The organism is Sphingomonas sp. SphC10 (assembly GCF_057004845.1).
Genome location: NZ_CM168044.1, coordinates 2,303,158 through 2,318,763 on the forward strand (window position 1 = coordinate 2,303,158; position 15,606 = coordinate 2,318,763).

The window sequence follows — 15,606 nt, forward strand, 5'->3', positions numbered from 1 at the left end:
GCCCGATGCACGTCAACCCCGCCGACGCAACGCTACCCGAGACCCGCCGCCTGTCCTCTGCGCAGCAATGGCGCTGGGTCGGCATCGCCGCCGCCGTCCTGATCGGGGCGCTGGTCCTGTTCACGGTCATCGGCAAGCTGACGCACAAGGAAGAGACGCCCCCCGCCCCGCCGCCGCCGGGCACGCTGCGCCTGTCAAAGGACCAGCTGGCGGCGATGCCGACGATGCGCGTCGGACTGGGCGCGTCGGGCGACCAGACGACGGCGACCGGCGCGATCACCGTCGATGCGACCCGCTCGACCCCGGTGCTGATGCCCTATGCCGGTCAGGTGGTGCGCGTGCTGGCCGATGCGGGCCAGACGGTGCGCCAGGGCCAGCCGCTATTGCTGATCAAGACCAGTGATTTCGTCGATGCCCGCTCGGGCCTGTTCTCGGCGCGCGCGGCCTACCAGAATGCGCAGGCGCAACTGGTCGCGGCGCAGCGCAACGCCGACCGCCAGCAGCAAATCTATGAGACCGCCGGTGGCGCGCTGAAGGATTATCAGCAGGCCAAGGCCGACCTCGCCGCCGCGCAGGCGACCGCGCGCACCGCCGCCGCCTCGCTGGGTGCTGCGCGTGACAAGCTGGCGATCCTCGGCAAGTCGCAGGGCGAGATCAACCGGCTGGAGAATGCGGGCCAGGGCTCGGGCATTCACGACATCACCACGCTGGTCGCGCCGATCAGCGGCGTCGTCGCCTCGCGCGATGTCGCGCCGGGCCAATATGTCTCGCAGGGCGGCGACAAGCCGGTGATGACCATCACCGACCCCTCGCGCGTCTGGCTGATCGCGCAGGTGGCCGAGAGCGATGCGGAGAATGTCTGCGTCGGCGATCCGGTCGAAGTGACGACGCCCGCCGTGCCCGGCCGCGTCTTCCACGCCACCATCGATCTGGTCGGTGCCGCATTGGACCCGCAGACCCACCGCCTGCCCGTCCGCGCCTCGATCCCCAACCCGGACAAGGCGCTGAAGCCGCAGATGTTCGCCAGCTTCGCGATCAAGCATCTGAACGCGGGCGAGGCGATCCGCGTGCCCGCCGCCGCCGTCATCCATGAGGGCGACAATGCCCGTGTCTGGATCATGCGGCCCGACGGCCTGCTGGTCGCGCGCGACGTGACGACCGGCGACTCGGCGAACGGCCTGGTCACCATCACCTCCGGCCTGAAGCCGGGTGAGAAGATCGTCACCTCGGGCGCGCTGTTCGTCAACGAAGCGGGGATCGGCGAATAATGAACCGCATCGTCGACTTTGCGCTGCGTCAGCGACTGCTGATCGTCGGCCTGTTCTTCGCGATGATCGTCGCTGGCGTCACCGGCTTCATCAACCTCAACATCGAGGCCTATCCCGACCCGGTTCCACCGATGGTCGAGGTCATCACCCAGACCCAAGGCCTGTCGGCCGAGGAGATGGAGCGTAACGTCACCATCCCGATCGAGGTCCAGATGGCGGGCATCCCACATCTGACCGCGATCCGCGCGATCAGCCTGTTCGGCCTGTCGGACATCAAGATCCAGTTCACCTACGACTATACCAACGAGCAGGCGCGCCAGCAGGTCATCAACCGCCTGTCGCAGCTGCCGCCGCTGGCCGGTGGCGCGCAGCCGACGCTGTCGCCGACCTCGCCGGTGGGCGAAATCTATCGCTACCGCATCGCCGCGCCCAAGGGCTATTCGGTGATGGACCTGAAGACGCTGCAGGACTGGGTGCTCCAGCGCCGGTTCAAGCGGATTCCGGGCGTGATCGACGTGACGGGCTGGGGCGGCAAGCTGCGCGCCTATGACGTGGTGATCGACCAGAACCGGCTGAACGCCCATGGCGTCACCGTGGCGCAGGTGCTGGCGGCGCTGTCCAAGAGCGATGGCAATGTCGGCGGCCAGACGATCAACTTCGGCGAACAGGCCGCGATCGTGCGCGGCATCGGCCTGATCCAGTCGCCCGACGCGATCCAGAACGTGCTGGTCGGCGAGGCGGGCGGCGCGCCCGTGCTGATCAAGGACGTGGCGACCGTCAAGGTCGGCAACGCGCCGCGCATGGGCATCGCCGGGTACAATAACGACGACGACATCGTGCAGGGCATCGTCCTGATGCAGCGCGGCGCCCAGTCGATGCCGACGATCAAGGCCGTGCAGGCCGAGGTCGCCAACATCAACGACAGCGGCGTCCTGCCCCCCGGCGTCCATCTGGAGCGGATCTACGACCGTTCCGACCTGATCAACCTGACCATCCATACCGTCATGGAAAACATGGTGGTCGGCATCCTCCTGATCTTCGCGCTCCAGTGGCTGTTCCTCGGCAATCTGCGCTCGGCGATCATCGTGGCGGCGACCATCCCCTTCGCGCTGGCCTTCGCGATCCTGATCCTGGTGTTGCAGGGGGAAAGTGCGAACCTGCTGTCGGTGGGTGCGCTGGACTTCGGCCTCGTCGTCGATGCCTGCGTCATCATGGTGGAGAATATCTTCCGCCACATGGTCGAACGCTCCGCCGCCGTGGAGAATGGTCAGGGCCGCTACACCCTGGCCAGCCGCTTCGGCGCGGTGCTGGGTGCCTCGTCCGAGGTCAGCCGCGGCATCTTCTTTGCCGCCGCGATCATCATCGCCAGCTTCCTGCCGCTGTTCACCCTGACCGGGGTGGAAGGCCACATCTTCGGCCCGATGGCCAAGACCTATGCCTATGCGATCAGCGGCGGCCTGCTGGCGACCTTCACCGTCGCGCCGGTGCTCTCGACGCTGCTGCTGCCGGACAAGCTGGCCGAAACCGAAACCTTCATCGTCGGCAAGCTGCGTGCGGTCTACGAACCCGCCGCATCCTTCGCGCTGCGCAACAAGGTGGTGACGCTCGGTGGCGCGGCGCTGATGATGGTCCTGGCGGTCGTCGGCGTGCGCTCGCTGGGCATCGAGTTCCTGCCGCACCTCGAAGAAGGAAACATGTACATCCGCGCCACCCTCCCCTCCTCGATCAGCCTGGAGGCGGGCGAGAAGGTGACCAACGAGGTGCGCAAGATCATCGCCAGCTATCCGGAGACCACGGCGGTCCTGTCCGCCCATGGCCGCCCGGACGACGGCACCGACGCGACCGGCTTCTTCAACGTCGAGTTCTTCGTGCCGCTCAAGCCCTTCGACACCTGGCCGAGCGGCATGACCAAGGAGAAGCTGATCGACGAACTGTCGACCCGGCTCGCCAAGAAATATCCCGGCGTCGACTTCTCCTTCTCGCAGATCATCGAGGACAACGTCGAGGAAGCCGCCTCGGGCGTGAAGGGCGCCAATTCGATCAAGCTGTTCGGCCCCGATCTGGTCACGCTGGAAAAGCTGGCCAACCAGATCAAGGCGCAGATGGCCAAGGTGAAGGGCATCGAGGATCTCGGCGTGTTCGAGATTCTGGGCCAGCCGACCGTGCGGATCGACGTCGATCGCGCCAAGGCTGCCCGTTATGGCCTGACGCCCGACGACATCAACCAGACGGTGGCCGCCGCCATCGGTGGCCAGTCGTCCGCCGACCTGTACGAACCCGGCACCGACCGCCACTTCCCGATCATCGTGCGGTTGCAGCCGACCCAGCGCGACTCGCTGGAATCGGTGCGCAACATCACCATCGGCGCGCCGTCTCCCGACGGCAACGGGACCATCCAGGTGCCGCTGTCCGAGGTCGCCAACGTCAAGCTGACCAGCGGCGCCTCGTTCATCTATCGCGAGCATCAGGAGCGCTACGTGCCGATCAAATTCTCGGTGCGTGGCCGCGATCTGGGCGGCGCGGTCGAGGAAGCGCGCGCGCGGATCAACCAGAATGTCCAGCTGCCGCCGGGCTATCATCTGGAATGGGCGGGCGAGCTCGACAATCTGAAGAACGCGATCGCCCGGCTGGAGATCGTGGTGCCGATCAGCCTCGTGCTCATCCTGCTGCTGCTCTATGCGAATTTCGGCTCGATGCGCGACAGCCTGCTCGCCTTCTCGGCGATCCCGATGGCGGTCGTGGGCGGTGTGCTGGCGCTGGCCCTGACCGGCACGGCGTTCAGCATCTCGGCGGCGATCGGCTTCGTGGCCTTGTTCGGCATCGCGGTGATGGACGGCATCCTGGTCGTCACCACCTTCAACAACGCCATCGACGAGGGCGCCCCGCGTGAGAATGCGCTGGCCACCACCGTCAAGAACAGCCTGCGCCCCGTCGTCATGACCTGTCTGGTCGCCGCCATCGGCCTGCTGCCCGCCGCCCTGTCGCACGGGATCGGCAGCCAGGTGCAGAAGCCCCTCGCGCTGGTCGTGGTGGGCGGCATGACGCTGGCCCCGGTACTGATCCTGCTGGTCCTGCCGGTGCTGATCAGCCGCTATTCGACCCGCTTGCCCTTGTCGCAGCGCAAGAAGAAGCATGATCCGATGGTCGACGACCAGGACGATACCACCACTCCTGAATCCGGGGTTCCGGCATGAAGCGTTTCCTGACCCTGCCGCTGCTCGCCTGCGTCTCGGCCTGTGCAGTCGGCCCACATGATCTGGACGCCCATGCCAGCCTGCCGCCCATGGCTCCCGCGCCGGTGATTGCCCCGGCGACCGGCCCGGCGCAGACCGTGTCGGCGAGCATCGCGCCCGAATGGTGGCACGCCTTCGGCAATGCCCAGCTCGACGCGCTGGTCGCCGAGGCGCTGGCGCATAACAACGATGTGGGGGTCGCCGAAGCGTCTTTGCGGCAGGCACGGGAACAGGCGCGGGCGACGCGTGGCTCGCTGCTGTTTCCGCAGGGTAGTCTGAGCTATCAGGCGCAACGCAATCGCGTGTCGGACTCGCTGTCTTCGGCGGTCGCGGATGAGAACCAGCTTCTCTACACGCTGCATACCGCGCAGGTCAGCGTCTCCTATGACGTCGATGCGTTTGGCGGGAACCGGGCGCAGGTCCGCTCGGCCGTGGCGCGGGCCGAGGTCGAGCGGCATCAGCTGGACGCGGCGCGGATGACGGTCGCGGCGAACCTCGTCACCGCCCTGATCGAGCGGGCGAGCCTGGCCGAACAGGTCGCCGCCGCGCAGACTGCGGTCAAGGTCAACCGCGACATCCTGTCCGCGCTGCAACAGCGTCAGCGGCTGGGCGCGGTCGGTGCCTCAGACGTGGCAACGCAGCAGGCCGCGCTCGCCACCGCCGAGGGGGCCCTGCCCCCGCTGGTCCGCGCCGAAGCCGCGCAGCGCACCGTCATCGCGACCCTGATCGGCCGCCCGGCGGGTTCGGCGCTGCCGCCGCTGCCCGAGCTGTCGCAACTGACCCTGCCGACCGAACTGCCCGCGATCGTGCCGTCCGAGCTGGTCCATCGCCGCCCCGACGTGCTCGCCGCCGAAGCGCAGTTGCAGGGTGCGGGTGCCGATGTCGGCGCCGCCATCGCCGCCCGCCTGCCCAGCATTCAGCTGTCGGCCAATGCCGGTGGCTCGGCGCAGAATTTCGGCGACATGTTCAAGAGCGGCAATCCCTTCTGGGCGCTGCTTGGCGGCATTACCCAGCCGTTGTTCCACGCCAACGCGCTGCGCCACCAGCAAAAGGCGGCGGAGGCGGCGCTGGACGGCGCCAAGGCGCAATATCGCCAGGCGGTGCTCCAGGCGTTCGGCAATGTCGCGGACTCGCTGACCGGCCTGTCCACCGATGCTCAGGCGCTGGATGCGGCCCAACGGGCGAGCAATGCGGCGGGCCAGGCGCTGACCTTCGCGCGGCGGCAGCTGGCGCTTGGCGATGTGGGGACGCTGCAACTGCTGAATGCGACCGCGACGGACGCCCAGGCCCGGTCGCAGCTGATCCAGGCCAAGGCGGCGCGGATGACCGACACGGTCGCCCTGTTCCAGGCCGCCGGGGGGCCGGTTACGGGATCGTGAGGGTTGGGGGGGTGGGCTGATCGAGGCCCGCCCTCCACGTCCGTTCAGCCTCAGCCAAGTCGAAGGCCAAGGAATTTCGGTTCGCGCAGAGGCGCTGAGGACGCAGAGGTTACGCTCCCCGCACCCCATTTAAACACTCACCTGTTCCCCGGCGAAGGCCGGGGCCCAGTTGCCATGCTGTTGAAAGTGTACGGCGCGGTTGCGTGGGAGGCCATGGCGGCCCGCTCTCGACGGCGCACCGCAACTGGCCCCCGGCCTTCGCCGGGGTGGTCGTTCTGGCTTTGGGGCTGGGCCTTACCGCCGCCTTCGACTTCGCTCAGGCTGAACGAAGCAAGGTATAAGAAAAAAGGGGAGGACCTTCGCCCTCCCCTTGATCAGAATAACCGGGTCAGCAGATAGAACCCCGCCCCCATCACGGCGGAGGCCGGAATGGTGATGATCCAGGCGATCACCACATTTCCCGCCACGCCCCAGCGCACCGCCGAGGCGCGCCGCGCCACGCCCGCGCCGATGATCGAGCCGGTGATGGTGTGCGTCGTCGACACCGGAATACCCAGTGCCGATGCGCAGAAGATCACGATCGAGCCCGCCGTCGAGGCGCTGAACCCCTGATGCTGCGACAGCTTGGTGATGCGGCTGCCCATCGTCTCGATGATCTTCCAGCCGCCGGTCATCGTGCCCAGCGCCATGGCGACATAGCAGGAGATGGCGACCCAGTGCGGCACCTCGAACGGGCCGGTCAGGCGGCCGGTCGAATAGAGGAGGACGGTGATGATCCCCATCGTCTTCTGCGCATCGTTCAGGCCGTGGCTGAGCGAATAGGCGGCCGACGAGACGAGGTGCAGGGCGCGGAAGCTGCGCTCCGCCCCGCCCGCCGTCGAGCGGCGTAAGCCCCAGCTGCTCAGCAGCATGACCAGCATCGCCAGCATCATGCCGAGCAGCGGCGACAGCACGATGGCGAGCAGCGTCTTGTTGAGCCCGGCCCACTGGACCGCACCCATGCCCGCATGGGCGACGCCCGCACCGACCAGCCCACCGACCAGCGCATGGCTGCTCGACGACGGAATGCCGCGCAGCCAGGTGATGACGTTCCACGCCATCGCCCCGCCCAGCGCGCCGAAGATGACGGCGGGCGTCACCACGTCCTGGGCGATCAGGCCCTTGCCGACCGTCTCCGCCACCTTGTGCAGGCTGGGGAAGGCGACGGTCAGGAAATAGGCGGCGAAGTTGAAGAACGCCGCGAACACGACCGCCGCGACCGGCGACAACAGCCGCGTCGCCACCACGGTCGCGATCGAATTGGCCGCGTCATGCAGGCCGTTGAGATAATCGAAGGCCAGCGCGACCAGGATCAGGCCGGCCAGCAGCGGAAAGGCGAGTTCGTGCATGATCCGCGCCTCAGGCGTGATCGATGACGATGCCGTCGATCTCGTCGGCGACATCCTCGAACGCGTCGAGGATGCGCTCCAGATGCTTGTACACTTCCTTTTCGATGACGAAGCGCAGCGTGTCGCGCTCGCCGCATTCGTCCAGCGTACGCTTCAGGCCTGCCGCATGGATCTCGTCGGCGCGACCTTCCAGCCGGACCAGCTCCTCGGTCAGCGCATGGAGGCGGTCGCCGTTGCGCGCGACGTCGCGCATCAGCGGCATCGCCTCGACGGTCAGCCGGGCCGCCTCGACCGCGACCGCCGCCATCTCGCGCATCTCGGGCGCGAAGTTGGTCAGCCGGTACAGGCCGATCGCGGTGGCCGCCGCGTTCATTTCGTCGATCGTATCGTCCAGCGAGCCGATCAGCGAGGTGATCGAGGCACGGTCGAACGGCGTCAGGAAGGTCGAGCGGACCGAGGTCAGCACCTGTCGCGTGATCTCGTCGGCGTCATGCTCGCGCGCGGCGACGACGGCGATCTCGTCGGCGGTGTGGCCCTGACTGTCGAACAGCCGAACAGTGGCTTCGGCCCCCGCAAGGATAGTGGCGGCTTGCGCCTCGAACAGCTCGAAGAAATTTCCCGTCTTCGGCAGGAGGCGTTGGAACCAGGCGAACATCAGTCGGTAAACCCCGATAGTGATCCGATAACGTGCACGTCTTCAGGCCATGACCGATCGGGCCACGACGAAACGCCGGACCGTGAAAGGGTCAAGAACCGAGGATGGCACGAACGCCGCCCCCCTGACCAGACGCAGGCCCCCCGTCAAGCAAAACCGGGTTACAACTCTGTGACAACAGGGTCCAGAGCGGCCGTGCCATGGCGGTCGGGCCCTGGCCGTGGCCGATCGTAAATTCATGAGCCATTGTGGTTTTTCCGCACCACCTCTGTCACGCGAGCGCCATAATGCGCCTCTAACCGCCCGTCCTACCGGGAGAATCTAATCAGTCGGGCGGCATGAACCGCCCGCCGGAGCGTGGGGACTATATGAAATCGGTTATCAAGACCGCGGCGCTGCTGGGCGCTGCGTGGGGAACGCTGGCGGCCGCACCGGCCATCGCACAGACCGCCGCCGACCAGGGCGCCGCCACCACCGCCGCGACCGACGAGCAGCAGGGCCTGGGCGACGTCGTCGTCACCGCCGAGCGCCGTTCGGAAAGCCTGAACCGCGTGCCGGTGTCGGTCGGCGTGGTCAGCGGGTCGAACCTGCGCACCTTCCAGCAGGGCGGTGAGGACATACTGGCGCTGTCGGGCCGCGTGCCCGGCCTGTATGCCGAGACGACCACCGGCCGCATCTTCCCGCGCTTCTATATTCGCGGCCTCGGCAATATCGACTTCTATCTGGGCGCGTCGCAGCCCGTGTCGATCATCCAGGACGACGTGGTCCTGGAGCATGTCGTGCTGAAGTCGAACCCCATCTTCGACGTCGATCAGGTCGAGGTGCTGCGCGGGCCGCAGGGTTCGCTGTTCGGTCGCAACACGACCGCGGGCATCATCAAGTTCGACACGATCAAGCCGACACAGAGCTTCCAGAGCCGCGCCACCGCCTCGATCGGCAGCTACAACACGATCAGCATGGATGCCGGTGTCGGCGGCCCGCTGATCCGCGACGTGCTGGCCTTCCGCCTGTCGGCGCTGGTGCAGCACCGCGACAACTGGGTCGACAACACCTATGCGGGCACCAGCCTGGACGGCACGCTGACCCCGAAGAACAACGCCATGGGCGGCTTTACCGAGCGCGACGTGCGCCTTCAGCTGCTCCTGACGCCGACCGACACGCTGTCGTTCAACCTGTCGGGCCATGCCCGCTGGTATGACGGCACCTCGACGCTGTTCCATCGCGGTGCGTTGAAGAAGGGTTCGCGCGACGTGTCGGCCGAGCCGCGCGACCGCGTGGCCTATGACGAGGGTCAGGGCAATCCGCAGTCCTATGATACGCAAGGCGCCTCGCTGCGCGCCGCCTGGGATTTGGGGCCGGCCGAGCTGACCTCGATCACCGCCTATGAAACCACGGCCGGTTTCAGCAAGGGCGACACCGATGGCGGCGCGGCCGCGAACTTCCCGTTCAATGGCCAGCCCAACGGCTATGGCCTGAGCCAGGGGCAGGTCCGGGGTCTCGACCAGTGGACGCAGGAAGTCCGCCTGGCTTCGACCGGGACCGGCGCGTTCAAGTGGCAGGTCGGCGGCATCTATTTCGACAGCCGCGACGTCACCGATTTCTACCAGCGCCGCTTCTTCCTGCTGCCCGCCTATAATCCAGCGGCACCGGGCAATCCGAACACCAACAACCCGGACAACTGGGTCCGCCTGCACAACGTCAACACCTCCTGGGGCGTGTTCGGGCAGGTCAGCTATCAGGCGACCGACCGCCTGACCCTGACCGCCGGTGGCCGGATCAGCGAAGACACCAAGCGCACCCAGCTGCTCAAGGCGCCGGGTCGGCCCGATGGCGGCGTGGTCTATCGCGGCCGCCGCGACGTGCGCCTGTCGGACACCCAGCCCAGCTGGGACCTGTCGGCCATGTATGAAGTCAATCCGAACCTGAACGTCTATGTCCGCGCGGCACAGGGCTTCCGTGGCCCGACCATTCAGGGTCGCTCGGCGGTGTTCAATTCGGACTTCACCACCGCGAACTCGGAAACCAACCTGTCGTTCGAGACCGGTTTCAAGTCGAAGCTGTTCGACAATACGCTGCGCCTGAACGCCGCCGCCTTTGCCTACCGCGTGAAGGGCATCCAGCTGAACGGCAATGATTCGGACGGCAATGGCGTCCTCTTCAACGCCGACAAGGCGGTCGCCTACGGCATGGAAGCCGATGCGCAGTGGTTGCCGGTGCGCAACCTGGCGCTGTCGGCGGGTGTCAGCCTGCTGCACTCGGAAATCCGCGACAAGCGCGTGTTCGCCCAGACCTGCGGTCTGAATGGCGTGCAGGTCTGCACCGTGCTCGACCCATATGTCACCCGCACGGTGTTCGGCGCCCCCGCCTTCTTCGCGCAGATCGACGGCAACCCGCTGCCCAACGCGCCCGAGTATAACGTCAATCTGGCGGCCAAGTATGACATGCCGCTGGCGGATGGCGGCAAGGCGTTCATCGCGACCGACTGGAACCTGCAAGGGTACACGAACTTCGTCCTGTACCGGACCAAGGAGTTCACCTCGAACGGCAATTTCGAGGGCGGCCTGAGCATCGGCTATTCCGCGCCGAACGACGACTGGAGCCTGTCGGTCTTCGCCCGCAACATCACGAACGAGAAGAACCTCAAGGGCGTGATCGAGAATTATATGGCGGCCGTGTTCAACGAACCGCGCATCATCGGCGTGTCGTTCACCGGCAAGTATCGCTGATCGCCTCGATCATGTGATGGGAAAGGCCCGCCCCTCAGGCTGAGGGGCGGGCTTTTTCATGTGTGGCATGAGCCCAGCCGCCGGGTCCGGGCGTGCGCTTCGACTTCGCTCAGCGTGAACGGATGCTGGGCCTTGATCCCCCCTCCGTCCAGCCTGAGCGAAGTCGAAGGCCACGCCCGTCACCCGCCATGTGCATTCCTACCCCTCGCCCGCGCATGGCGTTCGGCATGGGCGAGCAGCATGTCCAAATCCTCGCGCGCGATGTCGAAGCTCTCGTGCATGTCCTCCAGCGCAGCGTCGATATCCTCCGCCCGGATGCGCGAGGCGTCGCCGACCGGCGGGACGAGCGCGGGTTCGTGCGGATAGCTGCGCCCCGTCGCCCGGTGGAAGAACATGCCGAGCGCCACCAGCGCGATCGAGTTGATCGCGACCGGCGCGAAGGCGAAGGAAAAGCCCGCCGCATGAATGCCCTGGCTCCCGATCACGGCGGTCAGCGCCGCCGCGCCGCCCGGCGGATGCAGGCAGCGCGCCAGCGACATGACCAGGATCGCACCCCCGACCGCACACCCGGCCGCCAAGGGCAGCGACGGGATCGCCTGAAACATCGCTACCCCGACCAGCGTCGACAGGACATTGCCCCCGACCACCGACCAAGGCTGGGCCAGCGGACTGGCGGGCACGGCGAAGACGAGCACCGCCGAGGCCCCCAAGGGCGCGACGATGATCGGCAGGTCGGGACCGAGCGGCGGCAGGCCGCCACAGACGATGATGGTCAGCGCGATCCCGATGACCGCCCCGACACAGGCGAGCAGACGGCCGGACAGGGTTGCTCCGGCGAGCAAGGGTTGGAAAAAGCGCATGAAATCTTCGGCTGTTTCGGATGGAAAGGTTCGGGATTAGCTGCGAGTCGCACGCCTGGCCACCGTCAACAACGTAATGCGATACCCGCGAAACCTGGCGCAAAGCCCCTCCTCCCGGCAGGGGAGTTTCAGGTCGGTCATGCCCCCGGCATGACCGACCTGAAACTGGGTTTGGGGTGGGGGCTGAGCCGCAAGCGATGGTCTCGGTGAGACACATTACCCTCCACCATCCCCTCCCGTTTACGGGAGGGGAGCGGACGGTCGTGAGGTCCAGGCGTGTCAGACCTCGGCCAGGAACACCACGCCCGGAATGGCGATGCTCCGGCCGGTCGCGGTCAGGTGGCCGTCCCGACCGATGCGGAAGGCGTTGACCGTGCCCGAACGCTCGTTCGCCACCAGCATCTCCCCCCGCCCCTCGCGCAGCAGGAAGAAGCGTGGCCAGTTCCCGCCGGTCGGGACGTGCTGCACCGGCCGGGGCTCGCCCTTCGCATCCAGCGCGAAGACGGTGATAGTGTTCGCGCCGCGATTGGACACATAGAGCGTCCGCCCCGCCCGATCGATCGCGATATGCGCGGCATAGGACGGCTCCTTCATACCATCGGGGAGCAGCGCGTGCTCGCCTGCGTCACGAAAACGCCCATCGGGCAGCGTGTCGAGGACGAACAGCTTCGGCGTCAGCTCACAGGCAAGATAGGCGCGCGGCAGGGTCGGATGGCAGACCATGTGGCGCGGGCCTGCCCCGGCGGGCGCGGACCATGCGACCACCGGCTCGGCCAGCGTTCGCGCGGCGGGGTCGAAGCGATAGGCGAAGATCGCATCCGCCCCCAGATCGACCGCATGCAGCCAGCGCCGGTCGGGGCTGAACCCCACCCAATGCGCGTGCGGCCCGGCCTGACGCTCGGTGTTGGGGCCGTGACCATGATGCTGGAAGACCTGGGCCGGGCCGGTCGCGCCGGTTCGACGGTCGAGCCGATAGAAGGCGACCGAGCCGCTGGAATAATTGGCGACGGCCAGGCAGGCCGAAGCCCGGTCGATCGCGACATGACACGGGTCCGCCCCGCCGGTCGACGCCCCGCCCCGGACCTTCCAGCCGGGGCCATAGCCGGTCACTTGCCCCTCGGCCTGTTCGCGCAGAAGATAAAAGGGACCGCCCGGCCCATTGCCGACGCCGTAAGAGGCGTTGACGATCCTCGTTACCGGCGCGCCGACCCGGCCATCGACGATCGGATAGAGCCCCTTGCCACCCTCATTGGCATAGGTGCCCGCGATCAGCCCGTCGCGCCCCGGCACCCGGGCCACGGCCGGGACAGCCGCGCCCAGCCCCATCACCGCTGCGCCAACCACCACCTCGCGCCGTGTCGTCGTCATGCCCATTCCTTTCAAGAGCAGCGTTGAACGGCAAAGGGGGCGGGAAGGCAATGACCTTCCCGCCCCCTCCGGGCTCACGATGCGACCAAGTCGCGTCGGCAATCGATCAGATCGCGACCACGCCGCCGTCATTCTTGGTGATGACGATGGTGGCCGAGCGCGGGCGGATGGTGGCCGAGGCCGAACCACCCTGGCTGTCCGGCCAGTTGCTGGTCGGCGCGGACGGGGTGCTGGCGTCCTCGCCCGGATGCTGGATGTTGACGAACACCGAGGTACCGTCCGGCGTCGAGTGGATGCCGGTGATCTCGCACTGCTTCGGGCCGACCAGGAAGCGCTTCAGCGTCACGCCGGGCGCCTTGCCGATCCGCGTGGTGACGGTCGCGCTCGATCCGCCCGCGTTGCTCGTCACCGAGCGGGTGCCGCCATCGCCGACCCGGCCGGGGATCGCGGCCAGCATCATGCAGTTGGTGACGTCGGTGAAGGCGCCGTCATCGGTCTGGATCCACATCACCGGCGTCGCTTGCCCGGCGACATTGCTCGGCAGGCTGAACCACAGGCCGTCGGGCGACGAGAAGTCGTTGGTCGCGTCCAGCCCCGACAGGTTGATGTTGGTCGGATCCAGGTCCGCCCCCGCACCGAAGGCATAGACGTCCCAGGTGAAGCTGGTCGCCTCGGTCGTGTCGTTGGCCTCGCGGATGCGGATAATATGGCCGTTGCGGTTGCCGACCGAGGTCGAAGGCGCATCGACATAGGAGCGCGGGTTGGCCGCATCGACGCCGGTCTGATTGCCCGAGGCCACCGGCTTGCGCGAGGCGTTGTTGGTCAGCGTGCAGTACATCTCGCCGGTCGCCGGATTGACGGCGGTCCATTCCGGCCGGTCCATCTTGGTGGCGCCCAGCACGTCGGCGGCCAGACGGGTGTTGATCAGGACATCGGCCTGATCCGCGAAGGGATAGACGCTGTTCGAGGCGTTCAGCCCGTTCTGGCCGAAGACCAGCGGCATCCACTGGCCGGTGCCGTCCGCGTTGAATTTCGCGACGTAGAGCGTGCCGTTGTCCAGATACTTGTCACCCACCGCCAGGCGATCGCTGGCGCTGGCATCCGAGGCATTCCACGGCGTCGTCGAGACGAACTTGTAGATATATTCGTTCTGCGCGTCGTCGCCCATGTAGAAGGCCGGACGGACACCGGCGATCATCCGGCCGCTCTGGCAGCCTTCGTGATTCATGCGGCCCAGCGCGGTGCGCTTGCGCGGGGTCGAATTCGGGTTGAACGGATCGATCTCGACCACCCAGCCGAACTGGAACGGCTCGTGCCGGAAGTCGGCGGTGCCATCGGCGGCCAGCGCGGCATTGGCGGTCGCGTTCCAACGGCGGAAGACGGTGCTCGACGCATCCGACGGCGTGACCGTGGTCCAGCCATAATTGCCCGAGCGCCCCTCGCTGATGCCATAGCGGGCCAGCGAGACATTCTGCCTGGCCGTGGTCGCGGTGCGGACCGCCGCGTCACCGGCGGTGCGGCGGAAATAACCCGCCCAATTCTCTTCGTTGGTCAGGTACGTGTTCCACGCCATCGTGCCGTTGGCGCAGTTGTTGATCGTGCCGCGACCCATGGTGCCGTCGGCCGAATAGGCGGTCTTCAGCCAGGCATTGCCCTTGACCGGGCCACTGAACGCCATCGGCGTGTTGGGCGTGATGCGGCGGTTCAGCGACGAACTCTGGACATAGGTCCAGGCGCCGTTGGCGCGGGTGACCTCGACCACCGAGACGCCGTGGCACTCGATCTCCTTGATCGCCTCGGATTCGGGACGCGGGCTGGGGGTCGGGCCGTTGGCGTGGAGATAGAGCTGGGTGATGTTCTCGTGATTCAGGACCAGCAGGCCGCGCGTGCTGCTGTTCGGGTCCGGATTGGCGCCCGACGAGGACAGGCCGAAATAGCTCATGCCGTCATGATGGTCGCCCGCGCGCTGTGCGAAATTGGTGTCGTTGCCGTTATTGGCATAGGCCGGGACGGCGCTGCTGATCGGATCGCCCAGGCGATAGAGCACGGTCACGCTATAGCCCGAGGGGACGGTCACGATATCGGCCAGGCTGTGCGGCACGGCGGTGAAGTCGAGCGTGATCGGCGTGACGGTGACCGTCACCGTGTTGTTGGTGACCAGGCCGTCGCGGCTGGTGATCTCCAGCTTGAACGCCAGCTGCGTCGCGGTCGCCACGGCGGGTGCGCGGAACGAGGCGACCAGCTGGTTGGCGTTGGTCAGCGTGACCGACGGTCCTGCCGTCTGGCTCCAGTTCACATTGGCGACCTGGCCGCTGCCGACGGTGCCGGTCAGCGTGACGGGACGGCCCGCGGCGACGCTGGCGGTGCTGCCCGCCGCCGTCGCGGTGACCGCCTGCGGATTCTCGTCGTCGCAACCGGCCAGCAGCGCGCCGCCGAACAGCGCGGTGGTCATCGCCGACACACCATGGCGCAGCGTCTGGCGGCGCGACAGGCGGGTGGCGATCAGGTCGCTCATATGCGCGTTGGCGGAGCGGTTGGTATCGATGTCGCCATCGTCATAGGCGACCATGTTGTTGATATCCGACATGGAATTTCCCCCGGTACCGCGCGGGAAGCGCTGCGGTAAGCAGGGGCGCTTTGCCGCCGAACCAAGTCATGCACGCTTCATTTCGGCGTCATGTCGGTGACCAATACATGACTATAACATGACACGGACGTCATGCGACGGG

9 protein-coding genes are annotated in these 15,606 nt (G+C 67.0%); 4 read left to right on the top strand and 5 right to left on the bottom strand.

Going from position 1 to position 15,606, the window contains the following annotated elements; genetic code table 11:
• The first annotated feature begins 5 nt into the window (after positions 1-5).
• The 3 genes from ACWKSV_RS10535 to ACWKSV_RS10545 are packed head-to-tail and all read left to right on the top strand — an operon-like array spanning position 6 to position 5,880.
• Complete coding sequence (locus ACWKSV_RS10535; RefSeq protein WP_076717464.1) at positions 6-1,268, top strand: efflux RND transporter periplasmic adaptor subunit; 1,263 nt, start codon at positions 6-8, stop codon at positions 1,266-1,268.
• Positions 1,268-4,462, top strand: coding sequence for an efflux RND transporter permease subunit (locus tag ACWKSV_RS10540; RefSeq protein WP_076717466.1), 3,195 nt, complete (start codon positions 1,268-1,270; stop codon positions 4,460-4,462). Before ACWKSV_RS10535 ends, ACWKSV_RS10540 begins: the two co-directional genes overlap by 1 nt.
• The gene (locus ACWKSV_RS10545; protein ID WP_076717468.1) at positions 4,459-5,880 is read left to right on the top strand and encodes an efflux transporter outer membrane subunit; all 1,422 of its coding nucleotides are present in this window, start codon (positions 4,459-4,461) and stop codon (positions 5,878-5,880) included. Before ACWKSV_RS10540 ends, ACWKSV_RS10545 begins: the two co-directional genes overlap by 4 nt.
• 374 nt (positions 5,881-6,254) lie before the next feature.
• Here the strand turns inward: ACWKSV_RS10545 and ACWKSV_RS10550 are convergent, their stop codons facing one another.
• Together ACWKSV_RS10550 and ACWKSV_RS10555 are read right to left on the bottom strand one after the other, a co-directional pair.
• Positions 6,255-7,268, bottom strand: coding sequence for an inorganic phosphate transporter (locus ACWKSV_RS10550; protein WP_056436801.1), 1,014 nt, complete (start codon positions 7,266-7,268; stop codon positions 6,255-6,257).
• 10 nt (positions 7,269-7,278) lie between these two features.
• Positions 7,279-7,923, bottom strand: coding sequence for a DUF47 domain-containing protein (locus ACWKSV_RS10555; RefSeq protein ID WP_042483828.1), 645 nt, complete (start codon positions 7,921-7,923; stop codon positions 7,279-7,281).
• 368 nt (positions 7,924-8,291) lie between these two features.
• On the opposite strand from ACWKSV_RS10555, the gene ACWKSV_RS10560 reads away from it, so the two are divergent.
• Positions 8,292-10,649 carry a TonB-dependent receptor gene (locus tag ACWKSV_RS10560; RefSeq protein ID WP_076717470.1) on the top strand — a complete coding sequence of 786 codons (2,358 nt, stop codon included), beginning with the start codon at positions 8,292-8,294 and terminating at the stop codon, positions 10,647-10,649.
• A gap of 179 nt (positions 10,650-10,828) precedes the next feature.
• Here the strand turns inward: ACWKSV_RS10560 and ACWKSV_RS10565 are convergent, their stop codons facing one another.
• From ACWKSV_RS10565 to ACWKSV_RS10575, 3 genes are all read right to left on the bottom strand, one after another.
• Complete coding sequence (locus ACWKSV_RS10565) at positions 10,829-11,509, bottom strand: HPP family protein (RefSeq protein WP_076717472.1); 681 nt, start codon at positions 11,507-11,509, stop codon at positions 10,829-10,831.
• A gap of 279 nt (positions 11,510-11,788) precedes the next feature.
• Positions 11,789-12,877: a lactonase family protein gene (locus ACWKSV_RS10570; protein ID WP_237243436.1), complete on the bottom strand. Its 1,089-nt coding sequence runs from the start codon at positions 12,875-12,877 to the stop codon at positions 11,789-11,791.
• Between the two features lie 106 nt (positions 12,878-12,983).
• Positions 12,984-15,464: a PhoX family protein gene (locus ACWKSV_RS10575; RefSeq protein WP_076717476.1), complete on the bottom strand. Its 2,481-nt coding sequence runs from the start codon at positions 15,462-15,464 to the stop codon at positions 12,984-12,986.
• Between the last annotated feature and the right edge of the window lie 142 nt (positions 15,465-15,606).

Coding starts and splice junctions, on each gene's coding strand:
- ACWKSV_RS10540 (WP_076717466.1), top strand. CDS start 1,268: ATGAACCGCATCGTCGACTTTGCGCTGCGTCAGCGACTGCTGATCGTC.
- ACWKSV_RS10545 (WP_076717468.1), top strand. CDS start 4,459: ATGAAGCGTTTCCTGACCCTGCCGCTGCTCGCCTGCGTCTCGGCCTGT.
- ACWKSV_RS10565 (WP_076717472.1), bottom strand. CDS start 11,509: ATGCGCTTTTTCCAACCCTTGCTCGCCGGAGCAACCCTGTCCGGCCGT.
- ACWKSV_RS10555 (WP_042483828.1), bottom strand. CDS start 7,923: ATGTTCGCCTGGTTCCAACGCCTCCTGCCGAAGACGGGAAATTTCTTC.
- ACWKSV_RS10560 (WP_076717470.1), top strand. CDS start 8,292: ATGAAATCGGTTATCAAGACCGCGGCGCTGCTGGGCGCTGCGTGGGGA.
- ACWKSV_RS10550 (WP_056436801.1), bottom strand. CDS start 7,268: ATGCACGAACTCGCCTTTCCGCTGCTGGCCGGCCTGATCCTGGTCGCG.
- ACWKSV_RS10570 (WP_237243436.1), bottom strand. CDS start 12,877: ATGACGACGACACGGCGCGAGGTGGTGGTTGGCGCAGCGGTGATGGGG.
- ACWKSV_RS10575 (WP_076717476.1), bottom strand. CDS start 15,464: ATGTCGGATATCAACAACATGGTCGCCTATGACGATGGCGACATCGAT.
- ACWKSV_RS10535 (WP_076717464.1), top strand. CDS start 6: ATGCACGTCAACCCCGCCGACGCAACGCTACCCGAGACCCGCCGCCTG.